The organism is Streptomyces sp. V4I23, assembly GCF_030817975.1.
In the GTDB taxonomy this organism is placed as follows: Bacteria; Actinomycetota; Actinomycetes; order Streptomycetales; family Streptomycetaceae; genus Streptomyces.
Genome location: NZ_JAUSZW010000004.1, coordinates 4,051,536 through 4,069,555, shown reverse-complemented (window position 1 = coordinate 4,069,555; position 18,020 = coordinate 4,051,536). Strand labels below are relative to the sequence as shown.

Sequence of the window (18,020 nt, the reverse complement as noted above, 5' to 3'; positions counted from 1 at the left end):
CAGCCGATTCCCAGAACCGGGACAAAGAGTCGAAAGTCCGGGCACCCGAACCCCTTTTCCCATTAGGCTCCCATGCCACCATGTCCCTGCATCCGGATCGTCCGGAGCTCCTGCACTCCCACTCCTCGTGCGCCCCGGATGAACTCCCAGGCCCCGCGGAGATGGAACCACCGTATGCAAGACACCCGTCCAGGCCAACCCCGAACTCTGCACAGACCCGGTCCGCGATCTTCACCGTCGCACGGGCCGTTCATACGTCCGTGGGCTCGTGTACGCCGACGCGAGTAGCGACGCTTACTCCCGCTGTCAGACGACCGGCGCCCCGCTGCCCCGGCACTGTGTTTCACGTGAAACCACTCAAGCGCCCCGTCCGCCGGGGAATCCTTGTCGTCCATGTCGCCGCATCGGCGGGCTGGCTCGGGCTCACTCTCGGCCTGCTCGCGCTTGCGCTCACCGCCTTCACCACGGGCTCGGTACCGGTGATCGAGGCCTCCTACCGCTCCATGAAGGTCTTCACGGACTGGCTCGTCCTGCCCCTCGCCTTCCTCACACTCCTCAGCGGCCTCTTCCTGTCTCTCGGTACCAAGTGGGGTCTCGCCCGCCACTGGTGGGTCTTCATCAAGTTCTGGCTGACGCTGGCGACGACCACTGCTTCGGCCCTCGCCTTGCGGCCGGGCGTCAACGAGGCTGCCGACAGCGTCGCTTCGGGTGTCGTGGTCGCCGATCCGCGTGACCTCGTGATGGGGCCCGCCGTATCGCTGGCCGCCTACCTCTTCATGACGGTGATTTCGGTACTCAAGCCATGGGGAACCATCCGGCGCGGTCGCCGTTCACGGGCCTCCGTCACTTCCCCTAAAACGGTGGACGGACGATCAGTGCGTCAGACAGCCTGACCTCATGTCGACTCCGCTCTCCGAGCTGCCCATCAGGCGCCTGACCATCGATGACCTCGTCTCATGTGCCGACCTCTCGGAGGACCGCGGCTGGCCACGCGAGGATCACAAGTGGAGTCTGCTGCTGACGGCCGGCACGGGGTACGGGATCGACGATCCGGCGGGCAAGGGACTGGTGGCCTCCTGCGTGCTGACGTCGTACGGCCCGGGCCTCGCCGCGATCGGCATGGTGCTCGTCGCCGAGCGACTCGCCCGTCAGGGCATCGGGCGCCAACTGATGAAGCACGTACTGGCAGAGGCCGGGGAGACCCCGCTGACCCTTCACGCCACGCCCAACGGGCAGCCGCTCTACGAGGAGCTGGGCTTCGTCACCACCGGCCGGGCGGAGATGGTCCGGGGTCGCTTCACCGCCACCGACCCGGCTGCCACGGTGCCGACCCGTCCGGCGACAGCGGAGGACATGCCCGCCCTGGTGCGCCTGGACACCGAGGTCTTCGGCGTGGACCGCACCCACATGATCACCCGCCTCCCGGCCTTCGCCGACCAGCTCCGGGTGGCCGAGCAGGACGGCGTGCTGACCGGGTACGCGGCTGCCTGGCCGAATATGGCGACGCACGTCGTCGGCCCCCTGATCGCCAAGGACACCGAGACGGCAAAGGCCCTGATCACCTCACTCGCGGCGAACACGGACCGCCCGTTGCGCACCGACATCGACGTGCGCCACGAGGATCTGCTCACGTGGGTGAAGTCACAGGGCCTGGAGCCGATCGCCTTCAACGCGGTGATGACCTATGCCATCTCCGCGCTGCCGGGCGACTGGACCCGCCGGTTCGCACCGCTGACCGTCGCGGCAGGCTGAGGGTCGATCCCCCGGCCCACCGCGACGGCGGTACGTCATCAACCGGTGCCGGACCATCCGCGGGATTCTGCAGCGGTGTCCGGCCCGGCAGACAGCGGGGTCAGCGGACGAGTTCGGCCACCCGGGCTTCGGCCGCGATCCGGCGTCAGCCGCTTCCACCTTGTGCGGTGCACCCTTCGTCAATACTTGCAGACGCTTATTAATTGCAAGCGCGGACTATTGCGGTCATCGTCTACTCTGATAGGGAGCCCCGAACGGCACCGAGGAGGAGACAGATGACCGCGACCGACCCCGCCCTCACGGCCCTCGCACAGGGCTGGTGCGCCCTCTCGCTGCTGCACGGAAAGATCGAGGCGCACATCGAGCGGGCTCTGGAGTCCCGGCACGGACTGAGCATGCGCGAGTTCTCGCTGCTCGACGTGCTCAGCCGGCAGCACAGCGGGCCGGGCGGGCATCTGCAGATGAAGCAGGTCGCCGACGCTGTCGTCCTCAGCCAGAGCGCCACGACCCGACTGGTCACCCGGCTCGAGGACCGCGGACTGCTGACGCGCTACCTCTGCGACACGGACCGCCGTGGCATCTACACCGATGTCACCGAAGCCGGCCTGGCTCTGCTCGCCGAGGCGCGGCCGACCAACGACACCGCGCTGCGAGAGGCGCTCGACGAAGCCGCCAAGAACCCGGAGCTCGCTCCACTCGTCAAGACCGTCGAAGAGCTGCGGGTCCCCGCGTAGTCTGCGGATCATGAGTGATCTGCAGATACGCCCGGCGGTCGCCGAGGACATCCCGGCGATCGTGGCGCTGCTCGCCGACGACCCGCTGGGCGCCCAGCGCGAATCGCCCGACGACCTCGCTCCGTACACCGCGGCGTTCGAGCGGCTGGCCGCGGACCCCCACCAGCACCCGATCGTCGCCGTCCGGGACGGCCGGGTCGTCGGCACACTTCAGCTGACGGTCATCCCCGGTCTCTCCCGGCGCGGCACCACCCGGTCGATCATCGAGGCCGTTCGGATCCATGCCGACGAGCGCGGCAGCGGGCTGGGCGCACAGCTCATCGAGTGGGCCGTCGAAAAGTCCCGCGGCTTGGGCTGTCAACTGGTCCAGCTCACGTCCGACGCCACCCGGACCGATGCCCACCGCTTCTATGAGCGCCTCGGTTTCGAGCCCTCGCACATCGGGTTCAAACTGACCCTCTGAGCACAGGAACGGCGCGCACCCGGCGGCGAGAACGGGCCGACCCGTCTGGCATGAGTCGGCCCGTTTCACGTGAAACATGGCGGGATCAGAGCCCGCGCCACCCGTCCTCGTCCACACCGCCGGGCACCGCGTCGCCCTGTTCGTAGGGTTCACGCGTGAACACGAACGATCCCAGGTCCAGATGGCTCACGGACCCGTCCTCACGGCGCACCACCGTGAGCGTCTCCCCTGCGAAGTAGCCGTCCAGCCCCATCCACTCGCCCTCGGACCCGGCCACGAAGCGGGACCGCCGACCGCCCCCACGCAGAGGCTCCAGCTCGACACCGCGATCGCCGACAAGGCGCAGCCCGTATGCGTACGTACCCCAGTACCAGGGACCTGTGAGGTCCAGCAGTTCCTGGTCGACGTCGGGCAGCGGTCGCCACGGCGCGGGCATCCGGGGCTCGGCATCCGTCACGATCCGGACGAGATCGGCGGCTACCGTGCTCGCAAGCGGCCCTGACGTCACATTGGTCAGCGCCACCGCGGCGACGCCGTCGTCCACACTCGTCCACAGCCCTGCGAGAAACCCGGGCAGGGAGCCCGAGTGCCCCACGAGCGTGCGCTCCTCGTTGCGGACGATCTGCATGCCCAGGCCATAGGTGCTGTTCCAGTCTCCCGCCTCCGCGGGCACCGAGGGCGTGCGCATCTCGCGCACGGAGGCGGCGCTCAGCACCCGGTCGTCCCCCTCGGCGAGGAACCAGGCGAACCGGCAGAGGTCCGCCGCGGTCGACCACAACTGTCCGGCGGGGGCCATCAGCCCCAGGTCCTCGACGGGCTCGGGGAGCATGACATCCGCCCACGGATGGACGGCCCAGCCGCCCGCATGCGGCGCTCGCGGCTGCGCGCTCGTCCGGGCCAGCCCCAGCGGATCGAGGATCTCCGTCTGAAGGGCCTGCTCCCACGGAACGCCGCGTACGGCTTCCACGAGTGAACCGAGAAGCGTGTAGCCGGGGTTGGAGTAGTGGTGCCGTCGGCCGGGAGGGTGCATCCGCGCCTTGTCGCCCAGCACATCGGCGAGTTCGGGGCGCAGGGTGCCGGGAGTCCTTTCCCACCAAGGAGCCGGGGACTCGGCACTCAAACCCGCGCTGTGACCGAGGAGCTGAGCGATGGTCACCTCTCCGACACCCGTGCCCGGCAGATGCTTCTCCAGCGGATCGCTCAGATCCAGCAGCCCCTCGTCACGCAGCCGCATCACGAGAACCGCGGTGAAGGTCTTGGTGATCGAGCCGATGCGGTACTGCGTATCGGCGTCGGGTGCATGGCCGTCGATGCAGGTGCGCGCGCCCGTCCACACCAGACGGCCGTCCCTCAGGACGGCTCCGACGAACGACGGGGTACGTCCCTCGCTCTGCGCGACGGCGATGCGGTACAGGAGAGCCCTGCGGGTGGTGGGGAGCAGCTCTTCCCAGGATGAGGTCATGCGGCAGGTCTATCGGTGCACGAGCGCTCCGTCGACCGATTAAGCCGGTCCCCGAGGGTATGGCGGAGTGAGTGCTCACTCCGCATGCTGGGGCCATGACGCCACGCCCCGCGAAGGGCGGCAGGGCTCCGGCCATGAGCACGGAGCAACGCCGCGAGATGATCGTCCGGGCCACGATTCCCCTGCTCATCGAGCAGGGCAGCTCGGTCACCACCCGCCGGATCGCACAGGCGGCCGGCATCGGCGAGGGCACCGTCTTCCGCGTCTTCACCGACAAGGAGGAGCTCCTGGACGCCTGCGTTGCCGAGGCCATGGACCCGGGCACGTCCCTGGCGGAGATCCGGTCCATCCCACTGGACCAGCCTCTCGCCGCCCGTCTCACCCAGGCCGCGGAGGCGCTGCGCGCCCATGTGGACCGCATAGGGGCCGTGATGGGCGCCCTGCACGCCACCGAGGGCCGAAGCCGTGCCGCCGGCCGCCCGGGCACGAAGTCACCGGACCGGCAGGCGGGCATGAACGCGGCGACGGACGCCATCGCCGGCCTCTTCGCACCCGAAGAGGACTCGCTCCGCCTCCCGCCACGACAACTGGCCCAGCTCTTCTTCGGCCTGCTCTTCACCAGCTCGATCCAGGAAAGCCCCCAGGACATCGGCCCGGTCGTCGACGTCTTTCTGCACGGCGCCCTCGCGTCCACCGGCTGAGGAGGTCCCATGCCGATCACGCTGAACCACACCATCGTCCCGGCCGCCCACAACGAGCGCGCCGCCCGCTTCTTCGCGACCGTCATGGGTCTCCCGTACGAGGGTCCCGACCGGCACTTCGCCCCGGTCCGCGTCAACGAGTCCCTGACCCTCGACTACCTCAGCGTCCCGGAGCCGCCGGGCACGCACCTGGCCTTCGACGTGGACCCGGCGACCTTCGACGCGGTCCTCATCCGCCTGCGCGAGGCGGCGGTCCCCTATGGCAACGATCCGTCCACGCCGGACAACGGCCGCACGGACCACCCGCTCGCGGCCCGCGGCCTCTACTTCACCGACGACTCGGGCAACCTCTACGAACTGATGCCCCCGGCCTGACCGGCTCGCGTGCCGCCGACCGCGGCCACGGGTCACGCGGGTGACGCAGGTGGCGCCCTCAGGCGCCGCGCGTCAGGTCTGGGCCATGTCCACGAAGCGCGAGTAGTGGCCCTGGAACGCCACCGTGATCGTGGCCGTCGGGCCGTTACGGTGCTTCGCCACGATCAGGTCCGCCTCGCCGGCGCGCGGGGACTCCTTCTCGTACGCGTCCTCGCGGTGCAACAGGATGACCATGTCGGCGTCCTGCTCGATCGAACCCGATTCACGCAGGTCCGAGACCATCGGCTTCTTGTCCGTGCGCTGCTCGGGGCCACGGTTCAGCTGGGAGAGCGCGATCACCGGGATCTCCAGCTCCTTGGCCAGGAGCTTGAGGTTTCGCGACATGTCCGAGACCTCCTGCTGGCGGCTCTCGGCGCGCTTGGAGCCGCCCGACTGCATCAGCTGGAGGTAGTCGATGACCACCAGCTTCAGGTCGTTGCGCTGCTTCAGGCGGCGGCACTTGGCACGGATCTCCATCATCGACAGGTTCGGCGAGTCGTCGATGTAGAGCGGGGCCTGGGAGACGTCGGGCATCCGGCGCGCCAGGCGGGTCCAGTCCTCGTCCGTCATCGTCCCGGAGCGCATGTGGTGCAGCGCCACACGCGCCTCCGCCGACAGCAGACGCATCGCGATCTCGTTGCGCCCCATTTCGAGGGAGAAGATCACGCTGGGCAGGTTGTTCTTGATCGAGGCCGCACGCGCGAAGTCCAGGGCCAGGGTCGACTTGCCCATCGCGGGACGGGCGGCGATGACGATCATCTGGCCCGGGTGCAGGCCGTTCGTCAGGGAGTCGAAGTCGGTGAAGCCCGTGGGCACACCGGTCATCTCACCGCTGCGCGAGCCGATCGCCTCGATCTCGTCGAGAGCGCCCTCCATGATGTCGCCGAGCGGCAGGTAGTCCTCACTGGTCCGCTGCTCGGTGACGGCGTAGATCTCGGCCTGGGCGGAGTTGACGATTTCGTCGACGTCGCCGTCGGCCGCGTATCCCATCTGCGTGATCTTGGTGCCGGCCTCCACGAGCCTGCGCAGCACCGCCCGCTCGTGGACGATCTCCGCGTAGTACGACGCGTTGGCGGCGGTCGGCACCGACTGGACCAGCGTGTGCAGATACGGGGCCCCGCCGACACGGGTGATCTCACCACGCTTGACCAGCTCGGCCGCGACGGTGATCGGGTCGGCCGGCTCACCCTTGGCGTAGAGGTCGAGGATCGCCTGGAAGACGGTCTCGTGGGCCGGCCGGTAGAAGTCGTGACCCTTGATGATCTCGACCACGTCGGCGATGGCGTCCTTCGACAGCAGCATGCCGCCGAGGACGGACTGCTCGGCGTCCAGGTCCTGCGGAGGCACTCGCTCGAAGCCGGGACCGCTGTCCCAGCCGGTGCTCTCCCGGCCGCGGTCGTGCTGGTCGTCACGGCGGGTGTCGCTGCCGCGGCGGCGGGAGGCGGGAAGCCGGTCACCGGGAGTGTCGGCCGCCCACGGGTCGTCCAAGGGCTCGGAAATGCTCACCCGCGGCCACCTCCTCCCGTCCGCTCCGCGGACCTTTGCCGTGGCACTCTTTCTACGGCACGACACTGACAAATCCAGTCGCCTGACTCCGCTTGCGCGCGTCGGGCGACGGTCCACGGTAGGCCCGGCGGCACCGTCAGCCAATCTGGTTATCCACAGGCTCTGTGGACGGAGGACCAGATGCTGTGGAGAAGTCTTCGGAACCTGTGCACGGACCGGGGGACAGCACTGTGGACAAACTCATAGCCGCCTCACCACATGGCCTCTGAGCTGCTCGTTTTCCATCCACTGGCTGTGGGGGAGAAAAACTTTCCCCACCGGGCCAAGATCAGAACAAACCGCGCACCGGGTGATGCCCAAGCCCTGGAGAAGTAAGGGACACCCAGGCGTTGCATCTCTTACCTGTGGAAGATTAGATTGGCCCCCATGTCCCAGGCCTCCGTGACCCCCAAGGCGCGCCGTCGACGCCACGACCGAGAGATCATCGCGCTCGCCGTCCCCGCCTTCGGCGCACTGGTCGCCGAGCCTCTGTTCGTGATCGTCGACAGCGCCATCGTGGGCCACCTCGGCACTCCCCAGCTCGCCGGTCTCGGCGTCGCGGCAGCCCTGCTCATGACGGCCGTCAGTGTCTTCGTGTTCCTGGCCTACGCCACCACCGCCGCCGTGGCCCGCCGTGTCGGCGCAGGCGACCTTCCAGCGGCCATCCGCCAGGGGATGGACGGCATCTGGCTCGCGCTCCTCCTCGGTGTCGCCGTCATCGCGGTGACCCTCCCGACCGCCCCCTGGCTTGTGGATCTCTTCGGCGCATCGGAGACAGCGGCACCGCATGCGATCACCTATCTGCGCATCTCCAGCCTCGGCATACCGGCCATGCTGATCGTGCTCGCGGCGACCGGCGTCCTGCGGGGTCTCCAGGACACGCGGACACCGCTCTACGTGGCCCTCGGCGGATTCACGGCCAACGCAGCACTGAACGCAGGACTGGTGTACGGCGCCGGGCTGGGCATTGCCGGTTCCGCATGGGGCACGGTCGCCGCCCAGTGCGGCATGGCCGCCGCCTATCTCCTCGTCGTCGTGCGCGGAGCCCGCAAGTACGGTTCCTCGTTGCGCCCCGACGCGGCCGGGATCAGGGCGAGTGCCCAGGCCGGCGTCCCCCTCCTGGTCCGTACGCTCTCGCTGCGTGCGGTCCTGATGATCGCCACCGCTGTGGCTGCCCGCCTGGGCGACACCGACATCGCGGCACACCAGATCGTTCTGTCGCTCTGGAGCCTGCTGGCCTTCGCCCTCGATGCCATCGCGATCGCCGGGCAGGCCATCATCGGGCGCTACCTCGGTGCGAACGATGCCGAGGGAGCACGGCAGGCCTGCCGCCGCATGGTGGAGTGGGGAATCGCCGCGGGCGTGGTCCTGGGCGTCCTGGTCGTGGTCTCGCGCCCGCTGTTCATCCCTCTGTTCACCGGGGATCAGGCGGTCCGGGACACGCTTCTTCCCGCGCTTCTCGTCGTAGCGGTGTCCCAGCCGATCGCCGGAGTCGTCTTCGTCCTGGACGGGGTGCTGATGGGTGCGGGGGACGGCCCGTATCTCGCCTGGGCCATGCTCGTCACCCTCGCGGCGTTCGCGCCGGTCGCCCTGCTGGTGCCCTCCGTCGGCGGCGGCCTGACCGCGCTGTGGTGGGCCATGACCCTGATGATGACCGTGCGGCTGCTGACGCTGTGGTGGCGGGCCCGGTCCGGACGCTGGATCGTGACCGGCGCGACGCGCTGACGTTTCACGTGAAACGTTCCGTAGGGCACGCGGTACCGCGCATCAGACGAACCGATCGAGCACGCCGGACCAACAGAAGGGCCGCACCCCGTGGGGTGCGGCCCTTCCTACCGCTCAGTCGAGCGCGCTGATCAGGCGGCGACAACCTCGACGCCGAGCTGCGCGGCAACCTCGGGGTGCAGACGCACGGACACCTGGTGCGAGCCCAGGGTCTTGATCGGCGCACCGAGCTCGACGCGACGCTTGTCGACCTCCGGACCACCGGCAGCCTTGATCGCCGAAGCGATGTCGGCCGGGGTGACGGAACCGAACAGGCGGCCGGCCTCGCCGGAGCGAACGGCCAGGCGCACCTTCACGGCCTCGAGCTGACCCTTGACGGAGTTCGCCTGCTCGATGGTCGCGATCTCGTGGATCTTGCGGGCGCGGCGGATCTGCGCCACGTCCTTCTCGCCACCCTTGGTCCAGCGGATCGCGAAACCGCGCGGGACCAGGTAGTTGCGAGCGTAGCCGTCCTTGACGTCGACGACGTCGCCGGCGGCGCCGAGGCCGGAGACCTCGTGGGTGAGGATGATCTTCATATCTCGGTCACCCTTCCCTTATCGCGCGGTGGACGTGTAGGGCAGCAGCGCCATCTCACGGCTGTTCTTGACGGCCGTGGCGACGTCACGCTGGTGCTGCGTGCAGTTGCCGGTCACGCGGCGGGCACGGATCTTGCCGCGGTCGGAAATGAACTTCCGCAGCATGTTCGTGTCCTTGTAGTCCACGTACACGGTCTTGTCCTTGCAGAACGCGCAGACCTTCTTCTTAGGCTTGCGCACAGGCGGCTTCGCCATGGTGATTCTCCTGTGTGATCAAGAAGTGGGGGTACGAGCTGCCCTAGAAGGGAGGCTCGTCCGAGTAGCCGCCGCCGGAACCGCCGGAGCTTCCGCCCCAGCCGCCGCCCCCGCCCTGCTGGCCGCCGCCGGCCGGCGCGCTCGTGGCCCAGGGGTCGTCGGCGGGTGCACCGCCGCCGCCCTGCTGCTGACCACCACCGGGGCCGCCGCCCCAGCTGCCGCCGCCCTGCTGGCCGCCGCCGTAACCACCCTGGCCGCCGCGACCGGTGGTCTTGGTGACCTTGGCCGTGGCGTTCTTGAGGCTGGGGCCGACTTCCTCGACGTCCAGCTCGAAGACCGTGCGCTTGACGCCCTCGCGGTCCTCGTAGGACCGCTGCTTCAGGCGGCCCTGCACGACGACGCGCATGCCGCGCTGGAGCGACTCGGCGACGTTCTCCGCCGCCTGCCGCCAGACCGAGCAGGTGAGGAACAGGCTCTCGCCGTCCTTCCACTCGTTGGTCTGCCGGTCGAAGGTGCGGGGAGTGGACGCGACGCGGAACTTCGCGACCGCCGCACCGGACGGGGTGAAGCGCAGCTCGGGGTCGTCGACGAGATTGCCGACGACCGTGATGACGGTCTCGCCTGCCATTGGGGGAACCTCTCGGCGGGGATTGCTTCTGGCTGCTTGCTGCTACTCGAACCCGATGACCTCTGAGCTAGGTGCTCAGTGGGTCTCGGGACGGAGGACCTTGGTCCGGAGGACCGACTCGTTCAGGTTCATCTGGCGGTCGAGCTCCTTGACGACCGCAGGCTCGGCCTGCAGGTCGATGACCGAGTAGATGCCCTCGGGCTTCTTCTTGATCTCGTAAGCGAGACGACGACGGCCCCAGGTGTCGACCTTCTCCACCTTTCCGTTGCCCTCACGGACGACGGAGAGGAAGTTCTCGATCAGCGGGGAGACAGCGCGCTCCTCGAGATCGGGGTCGAGGATGACCATCACCTCGTAGTGACGCATGTGGAACCCACCTCCTTTGGACTCAGCGGCCACGGTCGTTCCGTGGCAGGAGGGTCGTGATGCGTGAGCAACGGTATCGGCCGCCACTGACAATCCCCGCTCGACGAGAGGCGATCGTGTCCTGGCCAGGGCAGACACCGGTGCAGACCGTACAGAGTACCTGCACACCGGCTTCCGGTTGAAATCCGGTGGCGGATGGCCGCAATCTGTACACATCGGGTGCGCGCGGCGCTACGATGCGCCGCCTTCCGGCACAGCCAGGAGGTGCCTCATGGCACATGCAATGCGACGTCAGTCCCCCGCCTCTCTCCTCGCCACGGACGGCAAGCCACATCCGCTTCAGGACACCCTGATGGCGGTGACGCTGGTGCTCGGTGCCATCGCGTTCATCACGGCGATGTTCCACCACCTCCACCTGCTGAGCTCGTGGACCGGCCTTGTCGGAATCGTCACGGGCGCGTACGGCCAGTTCATCTCGGCGACCACGCGCGAGCGGTTCCTGCTGATCATCGGTCTCGGAGCGTCGGCCGTGGGCTTCTTCCTCGGCATGGCGCACGGCGGCCTCTTCGGCGGAGTCCTCGGCTGACGCACAGCGCATCGGGAGCGGGCCGCGACCGGCCCGCTCTTGCGTACAGCCATTCGGAGCGCCTCCTCGGACCAGTAGGCTTCGGCGCGAGAGCCGGAGCCCCTGTACCCATGGGGACACACCTGCCGAGGAGCGCCCCGCATGAGCCTGACCCTGAGGACCATCAGTCGTGAGCAGCATCTGGCCTACATCCAGAGCCTGCCCTCGGCGAGTCACTGCCAGGTCCCGGCGTGGGCGGACGTGAAGACCGAATGGCGCTCGGAGAACCTCGGCTGGTTCGACAAGAGCGGCGATCTTGTCGGGGTCGGCCTGGTGCTCTACCGCCAGCTGCCCAAGATCAAGCGGTATCTCGCGTACCTCCCCGAGGGCCCGGTCATCAACTGGTACGCCCCGAATCTGGACGACTGGCTGCAGCCGATGCTGGCGCACCTCAAGAACCAGGGCGCCTTCTCCGTCAAGATGGGGCCGCCCGTCGTCATCCGCCGCTGGGACGCTCCCGCGATCAAGGCCGGCATCCAGGACCCCGACGTCAAGCGCCTGCGTGATGTCGAGGCCACGCACATCGAGCCCCGGGCCTTCGAGGTCGCCGACCGGCTGCGCAAGATGGGCTGGCAGCAGGGCGAGGACGGCGGGGCCGGCTTCGGTGACGTGCAGCCGCGGTACGTCTATCAGGTGCCCCTGGCCAACCGGTCGCTGGACGACGTCCTCAAGGGCTTCAACCAGCTGTGGCGCCGCAACATCAAGAAGGCCGAGAAGGCCGGTGTCGAGGTGGTCCAGGGCCGCTACGAGGACCTCGCCGAGTGGCAGCGCCTGTACGAGATCACCGCCGAGCGCGACCGTTTCCGGCCGCGCCCGCTGTCGTACTTCCAGCGCATGTGGACCGTCCTCAACAACGAGGACCCCAACCGCATGCGTCTGTACTTCGCGCGGCACAACGGCGTGAACCTGTCCGCGGCGACCATGCTCGTGGTCGGCGGACACGTCTGGTACTCCTACGGAGCCTCCGACAACATCGGGCGCGAGGTCCGGCCCTCGAACGCGATGCAGTGGCGGATGCTGCGCGACGCCTACGCCATGGGCGCCACCGTCTACGACCTCCGGGGCATCAGCGACTCGCTCGACGAGACGGACCACCTCTTCGGCCTGATCCAGTTCAAGGTCGGCACCGGTGGCGAGGCCGTCGAGTACGTCGGCGAGTGGGACTTCCCGCTGAACAAGCTGCTCCACAAGGCGCTGGACCTCTACATGTCGCGCCGCTGAGGACGCCGCTGACCGCTCCGGCGGCGCGAAGGACTCCGTAATCTCGTACATGTCTCTGCTACACCGCAACCACCAGAAAGGTTCCGGGCCGGTCATGGCGCTCTCCCTGTACGTCGACATCGCGCGCTGGCGGGCGCACCAGAAGTCCGTGATCGACCAGTTCCCGGGACTCGTCCCGGTCTGCAAGGGCAACGGCTACGGCTTCGGCCACGAGCGCCTCTCCGACGAGGCGGCCCGCTTCGGCGCCGACATGCTCGCGGTCGGCACGACGTACGAGGCTGCGCGGATCAAGGACTGGTTCGGCGGCGACCTGCTGGTCCTCACACCGTTCCGGCGCGGTGAGGAGCCGGTGCCGCTGCCCGACCGGGTGATCCGTTCGGTGTCCTCGGTGGACGGTGTGCACGCCCTGGTCGGGGCGCGGGTCGTCATCGAGTGCATGAGCTCGATGAAGCGCCACGGCATCACCGAGCAGGAGCTCGGCCAACTGCACGCCGCGATCGAGGACGTGCGGCTCGAGGGCTTCGCGCTGCACCTGCCGCTGGACCGCACGGACGGCTCCGATGCCGTCGAGGAGGTCATCGGCTGGATGGACCGGCTGCGTGCCGCCCGTCTGCCGCTGCACACGATGTTCGTCAGCCACCTGCGGTCGGACGAACAGGCGCGGCTGCAGCAGCAGTTCCCGCAGACCCGGTTCCGCGCCCGGATCGGCACCCGTCTGTGGCTGGGCGACCACGAGGCGACGGAGTACCGCGGGGCGGTCCTGGACGTGACCCGCGTGTCCAAGGGGGACCGTTTCGGCTACCGGCAGCAGAAGGCCGCGTCCGACGGCTGGCTCGTCGTCGTCGCCGGCGGCACGTCGCACGGGGTGGGGCTGGAGGCGCCCAAGGCGATGCACGGCGTGATGCCGCGTGCCAAGGGCGTGGCCCGGGCCGGTCTCGCGACGGTCAACCGCAATCTGTCGCCGTTCGTGTGGGCGGGCAAGCAGCGCTGGTTCGCCGAACCGCCGCACATGCAGGTGTCGATCCTGTTCGTGCCCGCGGACGCCGACGAACCCAGGGTCGGTGACGAGCTCGTCGCCCACCTGCGGCACACGACCACGCAGTTCGACCGCCTCGTCGACCGGTAGGAGGCCCGGCGCTGTCTGCCGCCCGCGCGGGATTCCGCGAGGCCGTCAGGCGGACGGCTGAGCCTCTGTGCCCTGCCCCGTCCCGGCGGGCTGCGTCCCCCATTCCACCCGGGGCCCCTCCACGGTCTGCGCGGCATGTCGCCGCCGGGCCGCACGCCTCAGGGCGAACACGTCCTCGGCCCCGTCGAGCACTCCGCCGGAAGGGTCGTCCGAGCCGTCCGTCCGCACCCCGTCGCGTTCGGGCATGAGGATGTCCCGCACGATCACGGCACACAGGTAGAGCGTGCCCAGCAGGTGCAGGGCGATCGCGAGCTGGTAGCCCTCGGGCGGCAGCCCCTGGTGCTTCTCGCTGGTGGTGTACGCGAGGTACATCCAGATGCCGAGGAAGTACATGACCTCGCAGGCCTGCCAGACGAGGAAGTCCCGCCAGCGCGGACGGGCGAGCGCCGCGAGCGGGATCAGCCACAGTACGTACTGCGGCGAGTAGACCTTGTTGGTGAGGACGAACACGGCGACGACCAGGAACGCCAGTTGCGCGAACCGGGGCCTGCGCGGTGCGGTGAGAGTCAGCAGAGCGATACCGGCGCATGCCACGATCGTCAGGAGCATCGCGTACGTGTTGACCGTCTCCGCCTCGATCGAGCGGCCTGTGCGCTGGGTGATGATCAGCCAGAACGAGCCGAAGTCGACGGGCCGCTCCTGGCTGAAGCTGTAGAACTTCTTCCACCCCTCCGGTGCCAGCAGCATGACGGGGACGTTGACCACGAGCCACGCCGCCACGGCCCCGAAAGCCACCGTGAGGAACTCGCGCCACTTGCCCGCACGCCAGCACAGCACCAGCAGGGGCCCGAGGAGCAGGAACGGGTAGAACTTGGCGGCCGTCGCCAGGCCGATGAGGACGCCTGCGGCGAGCACCCGGCTGCGCGACCACATCAGCATCGCCGAGGCCGTCAGAGCCACCGCGAAAAGGTCCCAGTTGATCGTGGCCGTCAGCGCGAACGCGGGTGCCAGAGCCACCAGCAGCGCGTCCCAGGGGCGGCGGCGGTGGGTGCGGGCGACGCAGACGGCGATGACGGCGGCGCAGATCAGCAGCATGCCCGCGTTGATCATCCAGTACAGCTGCTCGCGCTGCATCATGTCGTCGCCCGACAGCCCGAGCCAGGAGGCGGCGTCGGCGACCCAGGAGGCGACCTGCATGAACAGCCCGGTGAGCACCGGGTATTCGAGGTACTCCATGTCACCGGGCAGCCGGTCGAAGTACGGAATGCGTCCATCGGCGAAGCCGCGGCCGAGATACAGGTGCGGGATGTCCGAGTAGCAGGCGTGGGTGTACTGCGAACTGGTGCCTCTGAACCAGGCCCAGTTGTAGCAGGGCAGCTTCTGCACCATGCCGAGCGCGAACATGCCGATCGCCACCAGGGCGATGAAACGCACGGGTGTGAGCGGACCGTTGCCGGTGCGCCGTGCCCAGCGGCCCGCAGGGCCACCGATCAGCTCGCTGCCGGCCGCGGCGATCCTGTCGCGCCGTGTGGGGCGCACGTCAGGACTGTCCCGCCGTGCGGGCAGGACACCGCGGCGGTCCTCGTACACGCTCGTCTCCTCTGCGCTGGGCATGGTGCACATCCTGCCGCAAGGGGCCGGGTACACGACGAGGGCCGCCGTGTCCGGCAGGCACAGCCAACGAAGCGCTGTGCTCGCCGGTACGGCGGCCCTCTGGCGGTGCCGGCCTACGGGCGGCGGCTACTCGGTTCCGTCGGAGCCTCCGATGAAGCCTCCGCCGTTGCCTCCGCCGTTGTTGCCGTTGCCTCCGCCGCTGTCCGTACCCGGCGACGTCGTCGGACTCGTGGTGATCCCGCCGTTGCCTCCGCCCTGGTCGGTGCCGGCATCGGTACCGCCGCTGGGCTCACAGGTCCAGTCCTCCCACGGGTTGCACGACTCCGTGGGACCCGGGCTCGTCGAAGGGCTCTCGGACGGGCTCGAGGAGGGCGACTCGGACGGGCTCGAGGACGGCTTGCTGCTCGGTGTCGGCTTGGGGCTGACCGCGCCGCCACCCCAGACGGCCTCGGCGTCGAGCTCCTCCGGCTCGTCGAACTCCATGATCTTGGCGTTCTTGAGCGCCTTGGACATGTACGTCTGCCAGATCTCGGAGGGGAACGACGAACCGTGGATCGTGTCCCGGTCACCGGTGCCGTACATCTTCAGGAACTCGCGCTTCTTGCCGCTCTTCTCGTCGTCGTCGAGGCGGTACATGTCGATGGCGGTCGACAGCTGCGGGGTGTAGCCGACGAACCATGCGGACTTGTTGTCGTCGGTGGTACCCGTCTTGCCGGCGACCTGACGGCCGGGAAGGCGCGCGTTCTTACCCGTGCCCTCCTCGTCGTCGACGACGTCCCGGAGCACGTCCGTCACGTTGGTGGCGACGGCCTTGGTGAAGACCGTATCGGGCTCGTCCTCGTGCTTGTAGATCGTCTTGCCCTGGTGGTCGACGGAGGTCACGGAATACGGGTCGCGCTGCTTTCCGTTGGCCGCGAAGGTGCCGTACGCGCCCGCCATGCGGATCGCGCTGGGGTCCGAGATGCCGAGGGAGAACGAGGGGACGTTCGCCTCGACCAGGCTGGATTCGAGCAGACCGGCGTCGACGGCCGCCTTCCGCACCTGCGGGATGCCGATGTCCATGCCGAGCTGCACGAACGGCGAGTTGGCCGAGTGGATCATGGCTTCGCGCAGGCTGATGTTCTTGAACGACTCGTCACCGTCGTTCTTCTGCAGCCACTCCTTGCCCTCCTCGTTGCGCCAGATCGAACCGTCGTAGTTCTTGATCTTGAGCTTGTTGGCTCCGTTGTACCGGCTCTTGTCGGGGTCGACGATGGTGCGCTCGCTGGGCCCCTGCTCGGGCTGAAGCTCGGGGTTGCGCACGCCGTCCCGCATCGCGGCGGCCAGCACGAAGGGCTTGAACGTCGATCCGACCTGGGCGCCGGTCGCGTCGGCGTTGTTCGTGAAGTGCTTCGTCGCGTCGGCGCCGCCGTAGATCGCGACGATCTTCCCGGTCTCCGGCTCCACGGAGGCGCCGCCGAACTGGACGTGGGTGTCCGTATCCGGCCGCTTATCCGGGTCGATGTGCTCCTTGTAGATCTTCTTGATGGAGGCCTCGAGCGCGTTGACCTTCTTCTTGTCGAAGGTCGTGTGGATCTCGTAGCCACCCTGCGCCAGCTTCTTCTCCGTCATCCCTTCGTAGTTGTTGAGGAAGTTGGCCTTGGCGAGGTCCACCAGGTAACCGATCTGCCCGCTCAGCTGCGCGTTCTTCTTCGGCTTCTGCGGGTTGGGGAACTCCGTGTACTTGGCGCGCTCCTCGGCGGGGAGCCGGTTGTCCTTGACCATCTCGTCGAGGATCCAGCGCCAGCGCTTCTCGGCTCGCTCCCTGTTGGCCGCGGGCTTCGCCCTGGAGTCGATCTCCGTGGCACCCGCCGGGTCGTAGTACGTCGCGCCCTTGAGTAGAGAGGCGAGGAAGGCGCACTCGCTCGCGTTCAGGTCCTCGGCGTCCTTGTTGTAGTACGTCCGGGCCGCGGCCTGGATGCCGTAGGCACCGCGGCCGTAGTACGAGGTGTTCAGGTAGCCCGCCATGATGTCGGGCTTGTCCATCGTGCTGTCGATCTTGATGGAGATGAACAGCTCCTGGAACTTACGGCTCAGGGTCTGGTCCTGGTCGTCGAGCCGCGCGTTCTTCACGTACTGCTGGGTGATGGTCGAGCCACCCTGCGTCTGCTGGCCCCGGGCCATGTTGAACACAGCGCGGGAGATACCCATCGGGTCGATGCCCGAGTCCTTCTCGAAGGTCTTGTTCTCCGCGGAGATGACGGCGTCCTGCATCTCCCTCGGAATCTGGTCGATGCCGATGATCTGGCGGTTGACCTCACCACCCGTGGCGGCCATCTGGGAGCCGTCGGCCCAGTAGTACACGTTGTTCTGGGCCGTGGCCGCCTCCGCCACCTTCGGGACGACGACCATGCTGTACGCGAGGGCGGCGGCCACCATCAGCAGCCCTATGAAGCCGATGCACAGTCCCGCGACGAGCTTCCAGGAGGGCATCCAGCGACGCCATCCGTACTTGTCGTGTCGCGGGTAGTCGATCAGCCGCTTCTTACCGGCTGCGGCTCCGGCTCCGGCGGCGCCACGGCGCGCGGCCCTGCCACCTGTTCCCGACTCGTCCACGCGCCGGCGACCACCGCCCCGCTGGGCGGCGCGCCGGGCCTCGGCTCTGCCACCGTACGGACGCTCCTCCCCATGAGAAGCGGAAGGGGAGGCTGACGTGGCACCCCTCCCGGGTGCTGCACGTCGCCCAGAGGACTGTTGGGCGGCGCGTCGGGCCGCGGCGCGCCCGCCACCCTGCGGCTGCGGCGGTTTGCGTCGGTGCTCGCTCATCGAACG

The 18,020-nt window shown here is 68.5% G+C and carries 18 protein-coding genes; 10 read left to right on the top strand and 8 right to left on the bottom strand.

Translation table 11 applies throughout. The features are described from left to right. Nucleotides 1–347: 347 nt before the first annotated feature. From QFZ82_RS20715 to QFZ82_RS20700, 4 genes are all read left to right on the top strand, one after another. Nucleotides 348–893 (top strand): DUF2269 domain-containing protein, encoded by a 546-nt coding sequence (locus tag QFZ82_RS20715; RefSeq protein ID WP_307714580.1) that lies wholly within the window; start codon nt 348–350, stop codon nt 891–893. Nucleotides 894–897: 4 nt separating this feature from the next. Further along, complete coding sequence (locus QFZ82_RS20710) at nt 898–1,752, top strand: GNAT family N-acetyltransferase (RefSeq protein WP_307714579.1); 855 nt, start codon at nt 898–900, stop codon at nt 1,750–1,752. A gap of 275 nt (nt 1,753–2,027) precedes the next feature. After that, nucleotides 2,028–2,486 carry a MarR family winged helix-turn-helix transcriptional regulator gene (locus tag QFZ82_RS20705; protein ID WP_177149293.1) on the top strand — a complete coding sequence of 153 codons (459 nt, stop codon included), beginning with the start codon at nt 2,028–2,030 and terminating at the stop codon, nt 2,484–2,486. 10 nt (nt 2,487–2,496) lie between these two features. Next, on the top strand, nt 2,497–2,949 hold the full coding sequence (locus QFZ82_RS20700) for a GNAT family N-acetyltransferase (RefSeq protein ID WP_307714578.1): 453 nt from the start codon (nt 2,497–2,499) through the stop codon (nt 2,947–2,949). 85 nt (nt 2,950–3,034) lie between these two features. Here QFZ82_RS20700 and QFZ82_RS20695 read toward each other — a convergent pair whose 3' ends face one another. After that, on the bottom strand, nt 3,035–4,411 hold the full coding sequence (locus QFZ82_RS20695) for a serine hydrolase (RefSeq protein WP_307714577.1): 1,377 nt from the start codon (nt 4,409–4,411) through the stop codon (nt 3,035–3,037). A gap of 95 nt (nt 4,412–4,506) precedes the next feature. On the opposite strand from QFZ82_RS20695, the gene QFZ82_RS20690 reads away from it, so the two are divergent. Together QFZ82_RS20690 and QFZ82_RS20685 are read left to right on the top strand one after the other, a co-directional pair. Continuing rightward, entirely contained in the window at nt 4,507–5,112 is a 606-nt protein-coding gene (locus tag QFZ82_RS20690) for a TetR/AcrR family transcriptional regulator (protein ID WP_307714576.1), read from the top strand. Nucleotides 5,113–5,121: 9 nt separating this feature from the next. Beyond that, nucleotides 5,122–5,487 (top strand): VOC family protein, encoded by a 366-nt coding sequence (locus QFZ82_RS20685; protein WP_307714575.1) that lies wholly within the window; start codon nt 5,122–5,124, stop codon nt 5,485–5,487. 72 nt (nt 5,488–5,559) lie between these two features. Here the strand turns inward: QFZ82_RS20685 and dnaB are convergent, their stop codons facing one another. Continuing rightward, nucleotides 5,560–7,032, bottom strand: a complete 1,473-nt coding sequence (dnaB, locus tag QFZ82_RS20680) for a replicative DNA helicase (RefSeq protein WP_307714574.1) — start codon at nt 7,030–7,032, stop codon at nt 5,560–5,562. A gap of 426 nt (nt 7,033–7,458) precedes the next feature. On the opposite strand from dnaB, the gene QFZ82_RS20675 reads away from it, so the two are divergent. Continuing rightward, entirely contained in the window at nt 7,459–8,796 is a 1,338-nt protein-coding gene (locus QFZ82_RS20675) for an MATE family efflux transporter (RefSeq protein ID WP_307714573.1), read from the top strand. Between the two features lie 131 nt (nt 8,797–8,927). Here the strand turns inward: QFZ82_RS20675 and rplI are convergent, their stop codons facing one another. The 4 genes from rplI to rpsF form a co-directional block, all read right to left on the bottom strand. Continuing rightward, a complete protein-coding gene (rplI, locus tag QFZ82_RS20670; RefSeq protein ID WP_177149300.1) occupies nt 8,928–9,374 on the bottom strand; it encodes a 50S ribosomal protein L9 in 447 nt (148 codons plus the stop codon). Nucleotides 9,375–9,392: 18 nt separating this feature from the next. After that, the gene (gene rpsR, locus QFZ82_RS20665) at nt 9,393–9,629 is read right to left on the bottom strand and encodes a 30S ribosomal protein S18 (RefSeq protein WP_003956534.1); all 237 of its coding nucleotides are present in this window, start codon (nt 9,627–9,629) and stop codon (nt 9,393–9,395) included. Between the two features lie 43 nt (nt 9,630–9,672). Beyond that, nucleotides 9,673–10,257, bottom strand: coding sequence for a single-stranded DNA-binding protein (locus QFZ82_RS20660; protein WP_307714571.1), 585 nt, complete (start codon nt 10,255–10,257; stop codon nt 9,673–9,675). Between the two features lie 75 nt (nt 10,258–10,332). Then, nucleotides 10,333–10,623 (bottom strand): 30S ribosomal protein S6, encoded by a 291-nt coding sequence (gene rpsF, locus QFZ82_RS20655; RefSeq protein ID WP_004950685.1) that lies wholly within the window; start codon nt 10,621–10,623, stop codon nt 10,333–10,335. Between the two features lie 271 nt (nt 10,624–10,894). On the opposite strand from rpsF, the gene QFZ82_RS20650 reads away from it, so the two are divergent. The 3 genes from QFZ82_RS20650 (at nt 10,895) to QFZ82_RS20640 (ending at nt 13,595) form a co-directional block, all read left to right on the top strand. After that, the gene (locus QFZ82_RS20650; protein WP_177149302.1) at nt 10,895–11,209 is read left to right on the top strand and encodes a hypothetical protein; all 315 of its coding nucleotides are present in this window, start codon (nt 10,895–10,897) and stop codon (nt 11,207–11,209) included. 141 nt (nt 11,210–11,350) lie between these two features. Beyond that, entirely contained in the window at nt 11,351–12,469 is a 1,119-nt protein-coding gene (locus QFZ82_RS20645; RefSeq protein WP_307714570.1) for a peptidoglycan bridge formation glycyltransferase FemA/FemB family protein, read from the top strand. A 94-nt stretch (nt 12,470–12,563) separates the two neighbouring features. After that, complete coding sequence (locus tag QFZ82_RS20640; RefSeq protein ID WP_177149304.1) at nt 12,564–13,595, top strand: alanine racemase; 1,032 nt, start codon at nt 12,564–12,566, stop codon at nt 13,593–13,595. A 45-nt stretch (nt 13,596–13,640) separates the two neighbouring features. On the opposite strand, the gene QFZ82_RS20635 is transcribed toward QFZ82_RS20640, so the two are convergent. Then, the gene (locus QFZ82_RS20635; protein WP_307714569.1) at nt 13,641–15,209 is read right to left on the bottom strand and encodes a glycosyltransferase family 87 protein; all 1,569 of its coding nucleotides are present in this window, start codon (nt 15,207–15,209) and stop codon (nt 13,641–13,643) included. 126 nt (nt 15,210–15,335) lie between these two features. Beyond that, on the bottom strand, nt 15,336–18,014 hold the full coding sequence (locus QFZ82_RS20630; protein WP_307714568.1) for a transglycosylase domain-containing protein: 2,679 nt from the start codon (nt 18,012–18,014) through the stop codon (nt 15,336–15,338). Nucleotides 18,015–18,020: the final 6 nt, after the last annotated feature.